This is a genomic window from Streptomyces sp. NPDC002125, assembly GCF_053593715.1.
The window spans coordinates 42,246-58,714 of record NZ_JBSFDD010000033.1 but is presented as its reverse complement, the minus strand read 5'-3'; the positions used below and the strand labels follow the sequence as shown (position 1 = coordinate 58,714).

Here is a 16,469-nt window from a genome sequence, read left to right as displayed (position 1 = left end):
GACGGGGATAGTCCCCTGGTGACTTCCGCCCTTTCTTCTCCCTCACCCGCGCAGGGCCCCGCGCGGGCAGGCCGCAACTTCGGTCTGCTGACCGCCGCCGCGATCATCACGAGCCTGGGTACCCACGGCGCTCTGATCGCGGCGGCGTTCGCCGTTCTGGAATCGGGCGGCGACGGCGGCGACGTCGGTCTGGTGGCGGCGGCGCGCACCGCGCCGCTGGTGCTCTTCCTGCTGATCGGCGGGGCGGTCGCGGACCGGCTGCCGCGCCACCGGGTCATGGTGGCCGCGAACGCCCTCAACTGCGTCTCGCAGGCGGTGTTCGCCTGGCTGGTCCTGACCGGCGGTGCCGAGCTGTGGCAGATGATGCTGCTGACGGCGCTCTGCGGCACCGGCCAGGCCTTCTTCAGCCCCGCTGCCGAGGGCATGCTGATGTCCAGCGTGACGGGCGAACAGGCCGCGCGCGCTTTCGCGTTCTTCCGGATGTCGATGCACGGCGCAGCCATCGGCGGCGCCGCGCTCGGGGGCGCCATGATCGCGGCGATGGACCCGGGGTGGGTGCTGGCGGTCGACGCGGCGGCGTTCGCCGTCGCCGGTGTGCTCCGGGCCTTCCTCGACGTGAGCCACATCCCCGCGCGCGCTCCGGGCCGGGGACTGCTCGCCGATCTCCGCGACGGCTGGCAGGAGGTGGCGGGACGCCCCTGGCTCTGGGCGATCGTGCTCCAGTTCTCCGTGGTGGTAGCCGTCGTCGGAGCCGCCGAGGCGGTGTACGGGCCCCTGGTGGCCCGGGACGAGCTCGGCGGCGCCCGGCCCTGGGGGTTCGCGCTGGCCGCGTTCGGGGTCGGGACGCTGGGCGGCGCGCTGCTGATGATGCGCTGGAAGCCCCGGCGGCTGCTGCTCGCCGGAACGCTCTGCGTGTTCCCGCTGGCGCTGCCGTCGGCGGGGCTCGCCGTGCCCCTGCCGGTGGCCGGCCTCTGCGCGGTCATGTTCGTGACCGGGGTGGCCATCGAGGTGTTCGGCGTCTCCTGGATGACGGCCCTCCACCAGGAGATCCCCGAGGAGAAGCTGTCCCGGGTCTCCGCCTACGACTGGTTCGGCTCGGTCGCCATGGTGCCGCTGGCCACGGCCGCGGCCGGCCCGGTCGAGACTCTCGTCGGCCGCAGCGAGGCCCTGTGGGGCTGCGCCGCGCTGATCGTGCTGGTGACGGCGGGTGTGCTGCTCGTCCCTGACGTACGAAACCTGACGCGCCGCAGCACGGTGAAGGAGACCGGCGGCCTGCCCGCGCCGGCCCGGGAGTCAGCCGATGCTGAAAGCGCCGTCGGGGGGCACGGGTGAGGCGACGGCCTCGCCGTCCCGCACGGGCTTCGCGCCCCGGGCCAGCCTGCTGAGCGCCGCGCCGTGCTCGACACGGGCGGGGAAGGCGTCGGCCGCGCACAGCCTCGTCAGGGACGCGATGTCGAGGGGCGAGCGCGAGGCGACGAGCACCATGTTCCCGAAGCGCCGCCCTCGCAGCACCGCCGGTTCGGCGATGAGGGCGAGCTCCTCGAACACCTCGGCGAAGTTGGCCAGCTGCGAGCGCAGGAAGGTGAAGGGCGCGCTGTCGGCGAGGTTGGCCGCGTAGGTTCCGCCGGGTCTCAGGGCCCGTCCCGCGGCACGCGCGTACTCGACGGACGTGAGGTGGGCCGGGATCCGGGCACCGCCGAAGACATCCGCGATCAGGAGATCTGCGGAAGCCTGCGGCGCCTCTTCGAGCCATCGACGGGCATCGGCGGCGTGCACCGTGATCCCGGCGTTCCCGGGCAGCGGGAGGTGCTCGCCGACCAGATCGACGAGCCCCTGGTCCGCCTCCACGACGTCCTGGCGGGAGCCGGGGCGGGTCGCGGCGACGTAGCGCGGCAGCGTGAGCGCCCCGCCGCCGAGGTGCACGGTGTCCAGTGGCGCGCCCGGTGCGCCCGCCCGGTCGGCGACATGGCCGAGCCGTCGCGCGTACTCGAATTCCAGGTGTTCCGGCTCGTCGAGGTCGACGTACGACTGCGGGGCGCCGTCGACCGTGAGCAGCCAGGCACGGTCCCGGTCCACGTCGGGCAGCAGCCGTGCGGTGCCGCTGCCGGTGTCGCGGATGACGGGTATCTGCTCGTTCACTCCCCCATTGTGACGGGCGCCGGGACCTCCTTCCGACGGATCACGCGTTCCAGACCGCGGCGACCGCCTCGGTGTGCGCGGCGGACTGGGCGAGTCCTGCCCTCGCCGCCGCGGCCCTGCGGGCGGGGTCGAGGGAGTTGCGGCCGATGGCCTTCCTGGTGCCGGCGTCCGGGGTGATGACCTCGACCCGGGCGCCCGCCGCCTCCAGTTCGGCGGCCTGGGCGCGCGGCGCGGCGACCACCCTGCTGCCGCCCGCGGTGGGGGCGATGACGACGACACGCTCGTAGCCCGCGGCAAGCTGGGCGTTGGCCGGGGAGTGCACTCCCCCGTCGATCCAGCTGCCGCCGCCCGCGCTGACGACCGGCCAGACGGCGGGCACCGCGCAGCTGGCGGTGACCGCGTCCGTGAGCGGAACGATTCCCGTCCGGTCGAAGGTGTGCAGTGCTCCGGTCGTCGCGTTCACGGCGGTGACCAGCAGGCGGCGTCCGGGCCACTCCGGTGAGGGCAGCCGGCCGGCGATCATCGCTCGCCGCTCGGCCGGGGTCCCCGCCGGACGGCTGTCCCTGGCCAGGGTGCCGAGCCTGCGGCCGTACTCCTCGGGCGTACGGGAGGACATCACGGCGCGGGCGTAGCGGAGGATGGTGACGGGGCCCAGGCGGCCGGCCGGGCTCTGCTCGTTCTCCGGGTCGGCGAGCTGCTGTTCGTACAGCTCGCCGACGGGGACGAGGCCCGAGGCGAGCTGTGCGCCCACGATGGCCCCCGCCGAGCTTCCGACGATCAGGTCGGCGGTGGAGAGGTCGACACCCGCCTTGGCGAGTCCGTGCAGGATTCCGGTTTCCCATGCGGTGCCGGTGACGCCTCCGGCACCCAGTACGAGAGCTGTGTCTGCCATGGCACCCAGTCTGTCGCACGGCGCACGGCGCGCCTCCCCTGGGCCCGGGGAGGCGCGCCGCGGATGAACCGTCAGAGCAGGCCGGTGACCGTACCGGCGCCGACCGTGCGGCCGCCCTCGCGGATAGCGAAGCCGAGGCCGGACTCCAGCGGCACGTCACGGCCGAGCTCGACGGTCATGGTGACCGTGTCGCCGGGCCGCGCGACCGCCGCCTCGCCGAGGTCGACATCCCCGACGACGTCCGCCGTACGGATGTAGAACTGCGGCCGGTATCCCGTGGTGACCGGCGTGGTCCGGCCTCCTTCCCTGGCCGACAGGACGTAGACCTGCGCGGTGAACCGCCGGCTCGGGGTGACGCTGCCGGGCGCGGCCACGACATGGCCCCGGCGGACCCTGTCGCGCTCGACCCCGCGCAGCAGCAGCGCGACGTTGTCCCCGGCCTCCGCGGACTCCATCGGCTTGCCGAAGGTCTCCAGGCCGGTCACGACCGTCTCGATGTCCGCGCCGAGCACCGACACACGGTCCCCGACGCGCACCGTGCCGCGCTCCACGGCGCCGGTGACGACGGTGCCGCGACCGGTGATGGTGAGCACGTTCTCCACGGACAGCAGGAACGGCGCGTCGGTGTAGCGCACCGGCATCGGCACATAGGTGTCGACGGCGTCGAGCAGGCCCTCGATCGACGCGGTCCAGCGTGGGTCGCCCTGCAGCGCGCCGAGCCCCGACACGCGTACGACGGGCACGGTGTCCCCGCCGTAACCGTGCGCGGAGAGCAGCTCGCGGACCTCCAGCTCCACCAGGTCGGTGAGCTCGGGGTCGCCCGCGTCGGCCTTGTTGAGGGCGACGACGATGTGGTCGACGCCGACCTGCCTGGCCAGCAGGACGTGCTCCGCGGTCTGCGGCATGATGCCGTCGAGCGCGGAGACGACGAGGATCGCCCCGTCGAGCTGGGCCGCTCCGGTGACCATGTTCTTGATGTAGTCGGCGTGTCCGGGCATGTCGACGTGCGCGTAGTGCCGGGTGTCGGTCTCGTACTCGACGTGCGCGATGTTGATGGTGATGCCCCGCTGCGCCTCCTCCGGCGCCCGGTCGATCCGGTCGAAGGGCACGAAGGTGCCGGTGCCCCGGTCGCTGAGGACCTTGGTGATGGCGGCGGTCAGGGTGGTCTTGCCGTGGTCGACGTGGCCCATGGTGCCGATGTTGAGGTGCGGCTTGGTGCGCACGTATGCCGTCTTGGGCATGGCTCGTTCCTTGGTGTTCGAAGCTGAGAGAGAAGACCCCAGGGCCCCGCCGACCCTCCCCTTGCGGGGTCCGCCGGACTGTCGGGGGAGGGTCAGCTTCGGGCGCCGCCGAAGGGCGCTGCGGCAGTGGTGGATGCCGCGTCGGTCGCTGCTGCGACAGCGGTCGCAGGGCTCACGGCAGCCTTCGGCGTGTCCGCGACTGCGGACTGCGCTGCGAGGAAGGCGTACCGGAACATGTCCCTGAGCATGGCGGAACGGCGCGGCGGGGTCGAATGGTTTTCGTGACACCCGTTACGCGGGCCGTTCGAGGTCGGGCCGTTCAGGCTCCGGTGCTGTTCCCGTTGCCGAAGGCCCATGCCTCGATGTCGCGGTAGTGGATCGGCCCACGGCTGCGGCCGGCGTTGCTGCCGACCAGGTGCAGACGTTCGGCGGGCCATCCCCGACCGGTGAATCCGGCGAGCCCTTCAGCGATCTCCGCAGCCGACGACCTGTCTCCCCGGCGGGCACGGGCCAGCGTCAGATGCGGACGCAGGGGCCTGTCCTCGAAGGCGATGCCGCAGTTCTTGACGACCGTACGGACATCCGCGGCAAGCATGTTCAGCTCGTCGAGCTCTCCGTCGATCCCGCTCCAGAGCACCCGGTCGTCGAAGACCCCGCTGCCCCGCAACGCCAGGCGCACAGGCCGGTGGTCCGCCGCGAGGCCGGCGAGCGGCGCGCGCAGGAGCGGAACGGCCTCGGCCGGGAGCTCCCCGAGGAAGGCCAGGGTGATGTGCCAGTCCTCGATGCGGTTCCACCGCATCCGCGGGTGCGTGCCGTAAGCGAGGCGCAGTTCCCGGGCCAGTTCTTCCTTCGCGTGGTCCGGCGGGGCGAGGGCGATGAACACGCGTACGGTCGCGGGCTGACTCTGATTCTCCACACCGGACTTCGTACCCCATCGGGGTGGCCGACGGACGGGCAGGGTCCCGCTGGAGAGGGGCCGTCAGGGAAAGCGGAACCACGGGCGGCATCCGTGTCCGCCCCGCCCCTGTCACGAATCCGCGATACGGCGTTGCATGCTTGCAGCACGCACATTACGGCGATCACACATGCGTTTCGGTTACGCTCCCCAGATGTTCGACCCCGTCCCCGCGACACGGCCGTCCGCCGGCCTCGCAGTGCGCTGTACGAGGGCGCTGCTCTCCCCCTGGTCCCGGTTGTCCCTGCTCGTGGCGGTCCTGCTGGCCGCCGCGGCCTGCATGCTGCTGTTCGAACCACAGCGGCTGCTCGCCTCCGGCTGGCCACCCCAGCTGACGGGTTCGGCTGCGGCGATGCTGTTCGGGGTGGCGTACGGCGTGTGCACCGTGGCGTTCGTGCCGCGCCCGCTGCTGAATCTCGCTGCGGGCGCGCTCTTCGGCTCGCAGACCGGGCTGGCCGCGGCTCTGGCCGGGACGGTGCTGGGGGCGGGCGTCTCCTTCATGCTGGGACGGGTGCTGGGCCAGGACGCGCTGCGTACGCTGCTGCGCGGGAAGTGGCTGAAGGCCGCGGACGGGCTGCTGAGCAGGCACGGGTTCCGTTCGATGCTCGCGATACGGCTGTTCCCCGGCGTGCCGTTCGCCGCGGCCAACTACTGTGCGGCGACCTCGCGCATGGGCTGTCCGCCGTTCCTGCTCGCGACCGGGATCGGGTCGATCCCCAACACGGCCGCGTACGTCGTCGCCGGCAGCCAGGCCACCTCTCCGACGTCGCCCGCCTTCCTGGCGGCCATGGGCTTCATCGTGCTGTCGGGCGTGGGCGGGGCCCTGATCGCCTGGCGCAAGCGGCACCGGCTGGGCGGCGGCTCCTGAGCGAGGGGCCGCGGAGCCGGGGGTAGCGACCGGCTGTTCACCTGCAAGCGATACGCTGCGCGCGACCGACTGAGGATGTCGGGGCTGTGACGTCCCGTCCCCTTTTTCTGACCACATCCGCACGCTGCCGACGGCCTTTGCGACCGTCGGCCGTTGCATGAGCACCTCCGGGATGGCCAAAGCCCCATGAGCTGGTTCGAATCATTCGTCCTGGGCCTCGTTCAGGGACTGACCGAGTTCCTGCCGATCTCCTCCAGCGCGCATCTGCGGCTGACCGCGGCGTTCGCGGGGTGGCACGACCCGGGCGCGGCGTTCACCGCGATCACGCAGATCGGCACGGAGACCGCGGTCCTCATCTACTTCCGCAAGGACATCGCGAGGATCGTCTCGGCCTGGTTCCGGTCCCTGACCAATGCCTCGATGCGCGGCGACCACGACGCCCAGATGGGGTGGCTGGTCATCATCGGCTCGATCCCCATCGGTGTTCTCGGCATCACGCTCAAGGACCAGATCGAGGGTCCGTTCCGTGACCTGCGTCTGATCGCCACGACGCTCATCGTCATGGGCATCGTCCTCGGCATCGCGGACCGGCTCGCGGCCCGTGACGAGGTCGGCGGCAAGCACCGTGCGATCAAGGAGCGCAAGTCCCTCCGTGAGCTCGGTGTCCGGGACGGTCTGATCTTCGGCGTCTGCCAGGCGATGGCCCTGATCCCGGGCGTCTCCCGCTCGGGCGCCACGATCAGCGGTGGTCTGCTCATGGGCTACACGCGTGAGGCGGCGGCACGCTACTCGTTCCTGCTGGCCATTCCCGCGGTCCTGGCCTCGGGCGCGTACGAGCTGAAGGACGCGGGCGAGGGGCACGTCTCCTGGGGGCCGACGATCTTCGCGACGATCATCGCGTTCGCCGTCGGTTACGCGGTCATCGCCTGGTTCATGAAGTTCATCACGACGAAGAGCTTCATGCCGTTCGTCATCTACCGCATCCTGCTCGGCATCCTGCTGTTCGTGCTGATCGGAGCCGGTGTGCTGAGCCCGCACGCGGGCGAGTCCGCGGGCTGACGCGCTTCTCCCGCACGCGACACCCCGACTCCCGGACCGTCTCGGTCCGGGAGTCGGTCATTTCACCGATGACGCGGGGGCGCGGCCGAGGGAGGTTGTACGCGGTCGCCGGGGCGCCCGGCGACCGTGCGCCCGCCTCCATCCGTCCCCTCTCACGGGAGAACCCATGTACCTCACCCGCCCGGCCGGAGCCGTCGTACTCGCCCTCGCGCTCGCCTCGGTCCCCGTGACCACGGCGAACGCGTCGCCCGAGGCGGCGGAGGTGAACTACGTGGCCCTCGGCGACTCCTACGCCTCGGGCACCGGCGCCGGCAGCTATTCGGACATCGCGTGCACCCGGAGCCGCAACGCCTATCCCGCGCTCTGGGCCGACGCCAACGACCCGGCCTCCTTCGCCTTCGCCGCGTGCGGCGGCGCGAAGATCCCCGATGTGCTCGACGACCAGCTCGGCGAACTGGACGCGGACACCACGCTGGTCAGTCTGAGCATCGGGGGCAACGACTCGGGGTTCGCGTCGACCATGCTCAGCTGTCAGTACTCCACGCAGTCGGCGTGCGAACGCGCCCTGGCAACGGCTGGGGAGTACGTCGTGAACGAGCTGCCGGGCGAGCTGGACAGCCTCTACGCGGCGGTACGGGCCGCCGCTCCCGGCGCCGAGGTCGTCGTCGTCGGATACCCGCACCTCTACAAGGAGGGCGGCCTCTGCCTCGGCGGGCTCAGCTCGGCCAAGCGCAGCGCCGTGAACGCCGGTTCGGACCTGCTCAACGAGACGATCGCCGGCCGCGCCGAGGCGGCCGGGTTCACCTTCGCGGACGGCCGGCCCGCCTTCGCCGGGCACGAGATCTGCACGAGCGACGCATGGATCAGCAGTACGAACGTCCACCCGACGGCCGAGGGACACGCGTCCGCGTATCTCCCGGCCTTCGGCGCGGCCGTGTCGGGGAGCTGACCTCAGTACACGTCACGCACGTACCGCTTGTCGGCGGCGAGCTGCTTGACGTACAGAGCCGCGGCGTCCTCCTGGAGTCCGCCGTGGGCCACGGCGATCTCGCGCAGCGCCCGGTCCACGTCCTTGGCCATCCGGGAGGCGTCGCCGCAGACGTAGAAGTGGGCGCCCTCCTGGAGCCAGGACCACAGTTGGGCGCCGTGCTCGCGCATCCGGTCCTGGACGTAGATCTTGGCCCGCTGGTCCCGCGAGAAGGCGGTGTCGAGCCGGGTGAGGGTGCCGTCGCCGCGCAGGGAGTCGAGTTCGTCCCGGTAGTAGAAGTCGGTCGCCCGGCGCTGCTCGCCGAAGAAGAGCCAGTTGGGCGCCCGGTGTCCCAGGGCGCGCCGTTCGTCGAGGAATCCGACGAAGGGCGCGACCCCGGTGCCGGGTCCGATCATCACCATCGGGGTGGCCGGGTCGGCGGGCGGGCGGAAGTGCGGGGCACGCTGGACGAACAGGGGTACGGGGCTGCCTTCGGCCGCGTCGGCGAGGAAGGTCGACGCCACGCCCTTGCGGATGCGGCCGTGCCGGTTCTCGTAGCGGACCACGGAGACGGTGAGCCGCAGGAGGCGGGGGTCGGTGAGCGGGCTGGAGGATATGGAGTAGAGCCTCGGCTTGAGGCGCTTGAGGACGGCTGCCCACTCGGCCGCCGTGGCGCGGACGGCGTGCTCGGCGATGACGTCGACGGCTTGTCTGCCCCAGGTCCACTGGGCGAGTTCGCCCTTGTTGTCCGGGCGCAGGAGCTTCTTGAGGGTGCGGTCATGGGTGCGGTCGGAGACGAGGCGCAGCAGGCCGGGGGTGATGCGGGCGATGTCCAGGTGGCGGTGGAGCGCCTCGCCGAGGGGCACGGCCCCGAGGCCCGTCAGCTCGACGGGGTCCGCCGCGTCCAGGCCGGTGACGGCGAGCCATTCCGCCACGAGTTCCGGGCAGTTGAGCGGCTCCACCCCGAGCGCGTCACCCGCCTCGTAGGTGAGGGGGACGGGGCTCTCGCGGGTGTCGAAGGTGAACTGGCGTACTTCCTTGGTGGCTCCGGGAAGGCTGAGCAGTGTGTTGCCGACGAGGCGCCCGGTCGCGCTCAGGGCGGTGCGGGCGGGTGCCGCGGGGCCGGGGGCCGGCGAAGACGCGGCGGGGGCGCCGGAAACCGCTGGGGCGCCCAGGGCGGCGAACACGTCGTCGAGCCAGCGGCCCGCCGGCTCCTCGTAGTCGGGTTCGCAGTCCGTGCGCGGGACGAGCCGCTCGGCGCCCAGTTCACCGAAGCGCTCGTCGAGCCGCCTGCCGTGCCCGCAGAAGTCGTCGTAGGAGGAGTCCCCCAGGGCGAGGACGGCATAGCGCACGCCGTCCAGCCGGGGGGTGTCGGGCGCGTTGAGCGACTCCCAGAAGCCGGAGCCGTTGTCCGGGGCGTCGCCGTCGCCGAAGGTGCTGGTGACGACCAGCAGGTCGGCGGCGCGCGGGAGCTTCTCCAGCGGGCTGTCGTCCATCCCGAGGAGGGTCGCCGCCCGGCCTTCGGCGGCGAGCCGCTCGGCCGCGGCCGTGGCGACCTCCTCGGCGTTGCCGGTCTGCGACGCCCAGAGAACCACGATCTGCCGGCCGGGCGCGGCATCGGACGCCGGCGCCGGCCCGGAGTACTCCCGGGCCGCCTCGCCCGGTGCACGCGAGAACATCCCGGCCAGCACGCCGTTGACCCACAGGGCGTGGTCCGGCGCGAACGGCGCGTGCGCCGGGAGTACGGGGGTGCCCCCGGTCCGGGTGCCGAGTCCGGCGAGAAAGCCCGTCAGGTAACGGCGTTCGTGCGCGGCCAGTACCGGCGGAGGCGCGTCGGTGATCCCGAACACCCCCGCGAGGGCGGCGACGGGGGCCGCGAGCGGCGCGGACACGACGGCGGGCACGGGGTCCGCGGCGGGCACGGGGACGACGGCGGCGACCTTCGCCAGGGTCACGGCGCAGACCTTGAACTCGGGCTGGAAGGACACCGGGTCGACCGCGTCGTTGGTGACCGCGTTGACGCTTAGGTACTCGCCGAAGAGGTCGTTCCAGTGGAAGGGCGCGAAGCAGTCCCCGGGCCGTACCCGGTCGGTCACGACGGCCGGCAGGACGGCCCTTCCGCGCCGTGAGGCGACCTCGACGGAGTCGCCCTCCCCGATCGAGAGGGCCTCGGCGTCCTGCGGGCTGATCTCCACGAAGGGGCCGGGGTTCAGCCGGTTGAGCTTGGCGACCTTCCCGGTCTTGGTGAGGGTGTGCCACTGGTGCTGGAGGCGGCCGGTGTTGAGTACGAAGGGAAAGTCGTCGTCGGGCATCTCGGCGGCGGGCATGTGCGGGCGGGCGAAGAACACCGCGCGCCCGCTCGCCGTGGGGAAGGCCAGCCGGGGCACGCTTCCGTCGGGGCGGACGGTCAGGGTCTGGCTGACCCCGTCGTTGAGGTAGCGGACCGGGTTGCGGCCGGGTCCGTCCGGGGTGGCGCTGGGCCACTGGACGGGGGCCCCGCGGAGCCGCTCGTAGCTGACGCCGCGCAGGTCGTAGCCGGTCTTCGGGTTGTGGGCGCGTTTGATCTCCTCGAAGACCTCCTCGGCGCTGCTGTAGCCGAAGGCGTCCTCGTACCCCATCTCGCAGGCGATCCGCGCGATGATCCGCCAGTCCGGCCAGGCCTCCCCCGGCGGGTCCACGGCCTGCCTGGCCAGCGTGAGGTTCCGCTCCGAGTTGATCATCACGCCCTCGGCCTCGCCCCACAGCGCCGCGGGGAGCGCCACATCGGCGTACGCGTTGGTCTCGGTCTCGGAGAACACGTCCTGGGTGACGACGAACTCTGCGGCTTCGAGGCCCTCGATGACGGTGCGCCGGTTGGCCACGGACGCCACGGGGTTGGTGCAGATGATCCAGCAGGCCTTGATCTGCCCGTCGGCCATCCGCCGGAACATGTCGACGGTGCCGATGCCCGCCGCGTCGGTGCGCAGGGTGCCGGGCTCGATGCCCCACAGCACCTCGACGGACGCGCGTTCCTCGTCGGACTGGAGGCCTCGCTGTCCGGGCAGGCCGGGGCCCATGTAGCCCATTTCGCGGCCGCCCATGGCGTTGGGCTGGCCGGTGAGCGAGAAGGGGCCGCTGCCGGGGCGGCAGATGGCACCGGTCGCCAGGTGGAGGTTGATCAGGGCGTTGGTGTTCCAGGTGCCGTGGGTGCTCTGGTTGAGGCCCATGGTCCAGCAGCTCATCCACGCGCCGGCCTCGCCGATCCAGCGGGCGGCCCGCCGGATGTCCGCCTCGGGGATGCCGGTGATCTCCGCGACCGCGGCGGGCGGGTAGTCCTTCAGGAAGCCCGGCATCGCCTCCCAGCCCTCGGTGTGCTCGGCGATGAACTCCGGGTCGGTGTGGCCGTTCTCGACCAGGAGGTGCATCAGGCCGTTGAGCAGCGCCAGGTCCGTGCCGGGGCGTATCCGGAGGAACAGGTCGGCCTTGTCGGCGGTGGCGTTGCGCCGGGGGTCGACGACGATGAGCCTGGCGCCCGCCTTGACCCGCTCCATGAGGCGGAGGAAGAGGATGGGGTGGCAGTCCGCCATGTTCGAGCCGATGACGAAGAAGGTGTCGGCGTGCTCGAAGTCCTCGTACGAGCCGGGCGGCCCGTCGGCTCCCAGCGAGAGCTTGTAGCCGCTGCCCGCGCTGGCCATGCAGAGCCGGGAGTTGGACTCGATCCAGCTCGTGCGGACGAAGCCCTTGGCCAGCTTGTTGGCGAGGTACTGCGCCTCCAGGGTCATCTGGCCCGAGACGTACAGGGCGAGCGCGTCGGGTCCGTGCTCGTCGACGATCGCGCGCAGCCGCCGCGCGGTCTCCCGGACGGCGGCCTCCATGGGCAGCGGTGCCGGCTCCTCGCTGCGGTCCGCCCGGACCAGCGCCGTGGTGAGCCTGCCGGGGGCGGCCAGGATCTCGGCGCTCGTCGCGCCCTTGGTGCAGAGCCGTCCGCCGTTGGCGGGGTGAGCCTTGTCGCCCGTGGCCTTCAGGACGGTGCGCCGTCCGTCGGGGCCCATGCCGATGTCGAGGACGATCCCGCAGCCGACACCGCAGTACGAGCAGACCGTCCGTACCTTGGCGGGAGTGTCCGGCTGCGGGTTCGGCACGCTCATGGACGGCCTTTCATGGGGGACGCTGACACCGTGACGGTACGAAACGTCCGTTTCCCGGGTGTCACGCAGGACGATCAAGCGTGGTTACGTCCACTGCACAGTGGCCCTGACCCGCCGGTGAGGCCCACCGGGCCGCCCGCCGTCCACGGGGCCATAATCGCGGTGCCGGGCCGTCCCGCCCCGGCCCGGGAGCTCCGGGCCCCGGTCCGGGAGATCTCCGACCGCCATGGAGGCTTCATGACCACCGACGCCCTTCCCGTGATCGCCGCGGTGGACGGGTCCGCGCACAGCTGGGAGGCGCTCGACTGGGCGGCCTCGGAAGCCGTACGCCGCAGGCTGCCGCTGCTGATCGTGCACGTGCGGCCACCCACTCGGCGCAAGGACGAGGAGAGCGGGCTGCGGGAGGCCGAGGAACTGCTCGCGCGGGGTGTGCTGCGGACCTCCAGGAGCGCCCCCGATCTGCCCGTCTCGACGCTGACCCCGCTGGACTTCCCTTCGGCCGCGCTGGCATCGCTCAGCCGGGACGCCTCGATGGTGGTCGTCGGCTCGCGCGGGCTCGGAGGATTCCGCTCCCTGATGATCGGCTCCAACAGCCTGGCGACGGCCTCGATGGCGCAGTGCCCGGTCGTGGTCGTCCACACCGGCCGTACCGACGAGAGCGAGGCGGAGGCCCCGGACGCCTTCCCCGACGTGGTCGCGGGGGTGGCCGCCGACGAGAGCAGCGGGGCGGTCCTGGACTTCGCTTTCGAGGCGGCGGCTCTCCGGCCCGGCGCGCGGCTGCGCCTGGTGCACGGGTGGACGATGTTCTCGTCGATGCTGTCCGGCGGCCCCGTGTTCGACAGCGACGCGGCAGCGGCCTCGGCGGAGCGGGCCCTGGCCGAGCTCACGGCGGGCCGGCGCGAGGACCACCCACAGATCGACGTCGTACGCGAACCGGTGCGTGGCTCGGCGTCGCGCACCCTGGTCACGGCGTCGGCCACGGCGGCCCTGACCGTGGTCGGGCGGCGGAAGGGCGGCGAGTCCCTCGGGCTCGGTCTCCCGCCCGTCGCCCAGACGACGGTCACGCACGCCCTGGGGCCGGTGGCCGTCGTCCCCAGCTGATTCCTTCAGGGGGCGGTGCGTGGCCCTTGGCCTGCCGCTCCCACGGGCGGAGACTTGGGCGATGACACAGCGCGTGGCTCTCGCGACGGTGATGGACCGGCTCTCCATCGATGCAGTGATCACCGACTACGCCGCGGCGGTGGACGACGGCGCGTGGGAGGACTACGCGGCGCTGTTCACACCGGACGGGCGCGCCGACTACCGGGACGCGGGCGGCACCGAGGGGCCGGCCGCCGAGGCCGCGCGATGGCTCGCGGAGAGCCTGCGGCTCTTCCCGGCCCGCCAGCATCTGATCGTCAACCGGCGCCTGGACCTCCAGGACCTGGGCGGCTACCCGGGCGACGAGGCGCGGGTGCGGGCCGACTACCTCGGCCCGATGGGCCCGGACGCCGGGGCCACAGGCGGCGTCCCCGCCCTGGTCACCGGCGGCCGCTGTGTCTTCGAGCTGCTGCGCACGGACGCCGGATGGCGGATACGGACGGTCACGGCGCACCGGAAATGGCGGTACGTGCCGCAGGCCCCGCCCGGCTGATCCGCGAACGACGACGGCCACGCCCGCCCCGGCACGCCCTCTGGGCGCTGCTGATCTTCTGCACCACACTGGGATCAGGCGCAGGACCGTCGAGGAGGAGATGCATGCCGATGCTGGGCGGGCGGCTCCCGGACGGGCGGCCGGACGAGGGCGGCGCACGGCCGTACGAGCGGGTGCTGCGCTCCCGTACCGGGCGCGGTGCCGTGGCGCTGCTCGCGGGCGCCCTGCCGGCCCTGACGTTTCCCGCGCCGTCGCTCTGGTGGTTCGCGTACGTCGCCCTGGTGCCCTGGATGCTGCTGATCCGGTCGGCGGGCACGGGGCGCCGGGCGGCGGCCGACGGCTGGCTCGGCGGCATGGGTTTCATACTCGCCGTGCACCAGTGGCTGATGCCCAGCCTCCATGTGTTCATCGTGGTGCTCGCCGCCCTGCTCGGGCTGCTGTGGGCTCCCTGGGGCCTGCTCGTGTCCCGGCTCATCGGCGGATCGCCCTCCGTCCGCCGGTCGGTGGCCGCCGTGGTGGTGGTCCCCTCGGGGTGGTTGATGATCGAGCTTGTCCGCTCCTGGGAGGGGCTGGGCGGTCCCTGGGGTCTGCTGGGCGCCAGCCAGTGGGACGTTCCCCCGGCCCTCCGCGTGGCCTCGGTGGGCGGGGTGTGGCTGGTCAGTCTGGGTGTGGTGGCCGTCAACACAGCGGTCGTGCTGCTGGTCGCCGTGGAGGCGGCCCGCCGGGCGGCGGTGGCGTGCCTGCTGGCGGGGGCGGTGGCCGTGGTCTCGATGGTGGTGTGGGCGCCGAGGCCCGAGGAGACCGGCTCGGTCAGGATCGCCGTCGTGCAGCCGGGCGTTGTCGAGGGTCCCGGCAGCATCGAACGCCGCTTCACGCGCGGTGAGGAGCTGACCCGGGGTCTGGCCGGCCGTGGCGTCGACCTGGTGGTGTGGGGCGAGAGCAGTGTGGGGGTGGACCTGTCCCGGAGCCCCGGGACGGCCGACCGCGTCGCGGCACTGGCCCGTGCGGTCGGCGCCGATGTGCTGGTCAACATGGACGCCCGCCGCACGGACGGCCCCGCCCGCGCCGGGATCTACAAGTCGGCGGTGCTGGTGGGTCCGGACGGCCCGACCGGCGACCGGTACGACAAGATGCGCCTGGTGCCGTTCGGCGAGTACGTCCCGGCCCGTGCCCTGCTCGGCTGGGCGACCTCGGTGGGCAAGGCGGCGGGCGAGGACCGGCTGCGCGGCAGCGAACCCGTGGTGATGGACCTGCCGGACGGCGTGCGGATCGGTCCGCTGGTCTGCTTCGAGTCGGCGTTCCCCGACATGAGCAGGCAGCTGGCGAAGGACGGGGCGCAGGTGCTGGTCGCCCAGTCGTCCACCTCGACGTTCCAGCACAGCTGGGCCCCCGCGCAGCACGCCTCGCTGGGCGCGCTGCGCGCGGCGGAGACGGGCCGCCCGATGGTGCACGCCACCCTCACGGGCGAGAGCGCGGTCTACGGCCCCGACGGCCGGCGCCTGGGCGCGCCGATCGGTACGGACGCGAGCGAGGCCGCCGTGTACGACGTGCCCCTCGCCGAGGGCACCACCCTCTTCGTGCGGCTGGGGGCCTGGCCGGTGTACGGCGCGCTCGGGGTGCTGGCCGTCTTCTTCGGAGGGGCCGGACTGCGGTCCCTCAGGAGGCCTGCTCCCACGCCTCCTGGACCACCCGCTCGCACAGCCGGTGGGTCTCCAGAGCGTCCTGAGCGCTGAGCCGGTGCCCGGCCCGGACCGCGTCCAGGAAGGACACCACGCTCTGCTCGATGCCGCGCTGCCGGGCGACGGGCACCCAGTCCCCGCGCCGGCGCAGCGTCGGCTGGCCCTTGTGGTCGACGACGTCCGCGAGGTTGAGCACCTGCCGCTTGCTGTCCTGGCCGGAGACCTCGAGGATCTCCTCCGTCGATCCGTTGAGCCGGTTCATCATGCCGATGGCGGTGAAACCGTCGCCGGAGAGCTGGAGCACCACATGGTGCATGAGCCCTTCGACGATCCGCGCCCGCACCCCGACGTTCGACACGGGTCCCGGAACCAGGAAGCGGAGGGTGTCGACGACGTGGATGAAGTCGTCCAGCACCAGGGTGCGCGGGTCCTCGGGCAGACCCACCCTGTTCTTCTGGAGGAGGATCAGCTCGCGCGGGTGCTCGGCGCACTGGGCGTACGACGGGGCCAGGCGCCGGTTGAACCCGACGGCGAGGGAGACGGCGCGCTCGTCGGCGAGGGCCACCAGCCGCTCGGAGTCGGCGAGTTCGTAGGCGAGGGGCTTGTCGACGTAGGTAGGCACATCCGCTTCGAGCAGCCGTCCGACGATCTCCGCGTGCGCCGGGGTCGGCGCGTGCACGAAGGCGGCGTCCAGTCCTTGGGCGAGCAGCGCGTCCAGGTCCTCGTGGCACTGCCGCCCGGGGATGTGGTGACTCCCGGCGACGGTCTTCAGCGTGGCCGGGGTGCGGGTCTGCAGGTGCAGTTCGACGCCCGGCAGGGTCGTCAGTACCGGCAGATACGCCTTCTGCGCGATGTCGCCGAGCCCGATGCAGCCGACCTTCACGAGGTTCTCCCTGTCGCCTTGGCCAG

The 16,469-nt window shown here is 72.6% G+C and carries 13 protein-coding genes; 7 read left to right on the top strand and 6 right to left on the bottom strand.

Going from position 1 to position 16,469, the window contains the following annotated elements; genetic code table 11:
- The first annotated feature begins 18 nt into the window (after positions 1–18).
- Positions 19–1,332: an MFS transporter gene (locus ACWCQM_RS36015; protein ID WP_450919283.1), complete on the top strand. Its 1,314-nt coding sequence runs from the start codon at positions 19–21 to the stop codon at positions 1,330–1,332.
- Here the strand turns inward: ACWCQM_RS36015 and ACWCQM_RS36010 are convergent.
- From ACWCQM_RS36010 to thpR, 4 genes are all read right to left on the bottom strand, one after another.
- Positions 1,294–2,139: a spermidine synthase gene (locus ACWCQM_RS36010; RefSeq protein ID WP_450919282.1), complete on the bottom strand. Its 846-nt coding sequence runs from the start codon at positions 2,137–2,139 to the stop codon at positions 1,294–1,296. The two genes, ACWCQM_RS36015 and ACWCQM_RS36010, sit on opposite strands and share 39 nt — an antisense overlap.
- Positions 2,140–2,179: 40 nt before the next feature.
- Entirely contained in the window at positions 2,180–3,031 is an 852-nt protein-coding gene (locus ACWCQM_RS36005) for a patatin-like phospholipase family protein (protein WP_450919281.1), read from the bottom strand.
- Positions 3,032–3,102: 71 nt separating this feature from the next.
- The gene (tuf, locus tag ACWCQM_RS36000) at positions 3,103–4,272 is read right to left on the bottom strand and encodes an elongation factor Tu (RefSeq protein WP_450919280.1); all 1,170 of its coding nucleotides are present in this window, start codon (positions 4,270–4,272) and stop codon (positions 3,103–3,105) included.
- 319 nt (positions 4,273–4,591) lie between these two features.
- A complete protein-coding gene (thpR, locus tag ACWCQM_RS35995; RefSeq protein WP_450919279.1) occupies positions 4,592–5,188 on the bottom strand; it encodes an RNA 2',3'-cyclic phosphodiesterase in 597 nt (198 codons plus the stop codon).
- Positions 5,189–5,381: 193 nt separating this feature from the next.
- Between thpR and ACWCQM_RS35990 the strand changes: the two genes are divergently transcribed.
- From ACWCQM_RS35990 to ACWCQM_RS35980, 3 genes are all read left to right on the top strand, one after another.
- Entirely contained in the window at positions 5,382–6,095 is a 714-nt protein-coding gene (locus ACWCQM_RS35990; RefSeq protein ID WP_450919278.1) for a TVP38/TMEM64 family protein, read from the top strand.
- Positions 6,096–6,281: 186 nt separating this feature from the next.
- Positions 6,282–7,154 carry an undecaprenyl-diphosphate phosphatase gene (locus tag ACWCQM_RS35985; RefSeq protein ID WP_450919277.1) on the top strand — a complete coding sequence of 291 codons (873 nt, stop codon included), beginning with the start codon at positions 6,282–6,284 and terminating at the stop codon, positions 7,152–7,154.
- 166 nt (positions 7,155–7,320) lie between these two features.
- On the top strand, positions 7,321–8,103 hold the full coding sequence (locus ACWCQM_RS35980; protein WP_450919276.1) for an SGNH/GDSL hydrolase family protein: 783 nt from the start codon (positions 7,321–7,323) through the stop codon (positions 8,101–8,103).
- Between the two features lie 2 nt (positions 8,104–8,105).
- Here the strand turns inward: ACWCQM_RS35980 and ACWCQM_RS35975 are convergent, their stop codons facing one another.
- On the bottom strand, positions 8,106–12,248 hold the full coding sequence (locus tag ACWCQM_RS35975; RefSeq protein ID WP_450919275.1) for a molybdopterin-dependent oxidoreductase: 4,143 nt from the start codon (positions 12,246–12,248) through the stop codon (positions 8,106–8,108).
- 237 nt (positions 12,249–12,485) lie between these two features.
- Here ACWCQM_RS35975 and ACWCQM_RS35970 point away from each other — a divergent pair, with 237 nt between their 5' ends.
- The 3 genes from ACWCQM_RS35970 to lnt all read left to right on the top strand — a co-directional run bounded on the left by ACWCQM_RS35970 (position 12,486) and on the right by lnt (position 15,614).
- Positions 12,486–13,349, top strand: coding sequence for a universal stress protein (locus tag ACWCQM_RS35970; protein ID WP_450919274.1), 864 nt, complete (start codon positions 12,486–12,488; stop codon positions 13,347–13,349).
- Positions 13,350–13,410: 61 nt separating this feature from the next.
- Complete coding sequence (locus tag ACWCQM_RS35965; protein ID WP_450919273.1) at positions 13,411–13,881, top strand: nuclear transport factor 2 family protein; 471 nt, start codon at positions 13,411–13,413, stop codon at positions 13,879–13,881.
- Positions 13,882–13,985: 104 nt separating this feature from the next.
- A complete protein-coding gene (gene lnt / locus ACWCQM_RS35960) occupies positions 13,986–15,614 on the top strand; it encodes an apolipoprotein N-acyltransferase (RefSeq protein ID WP_450919272.1) in 1,629 nt (542 codons plus the stop codon).
- Here the strand turns inward: lnt and ACWCQM_RS35955 are convergent.
- On the bottom strand, positions 15,538–16,443 hold the full coding sequence (locus ACWCQM_RS35955) for a Gfo/Idh/MocA family protein (RefSeq protein WP_450919271.1): 906 nt from the start codon (positions 16,441–16,443) through the stop codon (positions 15,538–15,540). The two genes, lnt and ACWCQM_RS35955, sit on opposite strands and share 77 nt — an antisense overlap.
- Positions 16,444–16,469 lie beyond the last annotated feature (26 nt).

Excerpts from the sequence above, each read along its gene's own strand:
- ACWCQM_RS36005 (WP_450919281.1), bottom strand. The coding sequence starts at position 3,031 with ATGGCAGACACAGCTCTCGTACTGGGTGCCGGAGGCGTCACCGGCACC.
- tuf (WP_450919280.1), bottom strand. The coding sequence starts at position 4,272 with ATGCCCAAGACGGCATACGTGCGCACCAAGCCGCACCTCAACATCGGC.
- ACWCQM_RS35990 (WP_450919278.1), top strand. The coding sequence starts at position 5,382 with ATGTTCGACCCCGTCCCCGCGACACGGCCGTCCGCCGGCCTCGCAGTG.
- ACWCQM_RS35985 (WP_450919277.1), top strand. The coding sequence starts at position 6,282 with ATGAGCTGGTTCGAATCATTCGTCCTGGGCCTCGTTCAGGGACTGACC.
- ACWCQM_RS35980 (WP_450919276.1), top strand. The coding sequence starts at position 7,321 with ATGTACCTCACCCGCCCGGCCGGAGCCGTCGTACTCGCCCTCGCGCTC.
- ACWCQM_RS35975 (WP_450919275.1), bottom strand. The coding sequence starts at position 12,248 with ATGAGCGTGCCGAACCCGCAGCCGGACACTCCCGCCAAGGTACGGACG.
- ACWCQM_RS35970 (WP_450919274.1), top strand. The coding sequence starts at position 12,486 with ATGACCACCGACGCCCTTCCCGTGATCGCCGCGGTGGACGGGTCCGCG.
- ACWCQM_RS35965 (WP_450919273.1), top strand. The coding sequence starts at position 13,411 with ATGACACAGCGCGTGGCTCTCGCGACGGTGATGGACCGGCTCTCCATC.
- lnt (WP_450919272.1), top strand. The coding sequence starts at position 13,986 with ATGCCGATGCTGGGCGGGCGGCTCCCGGACGGGCGGCCGGACGAGGGC.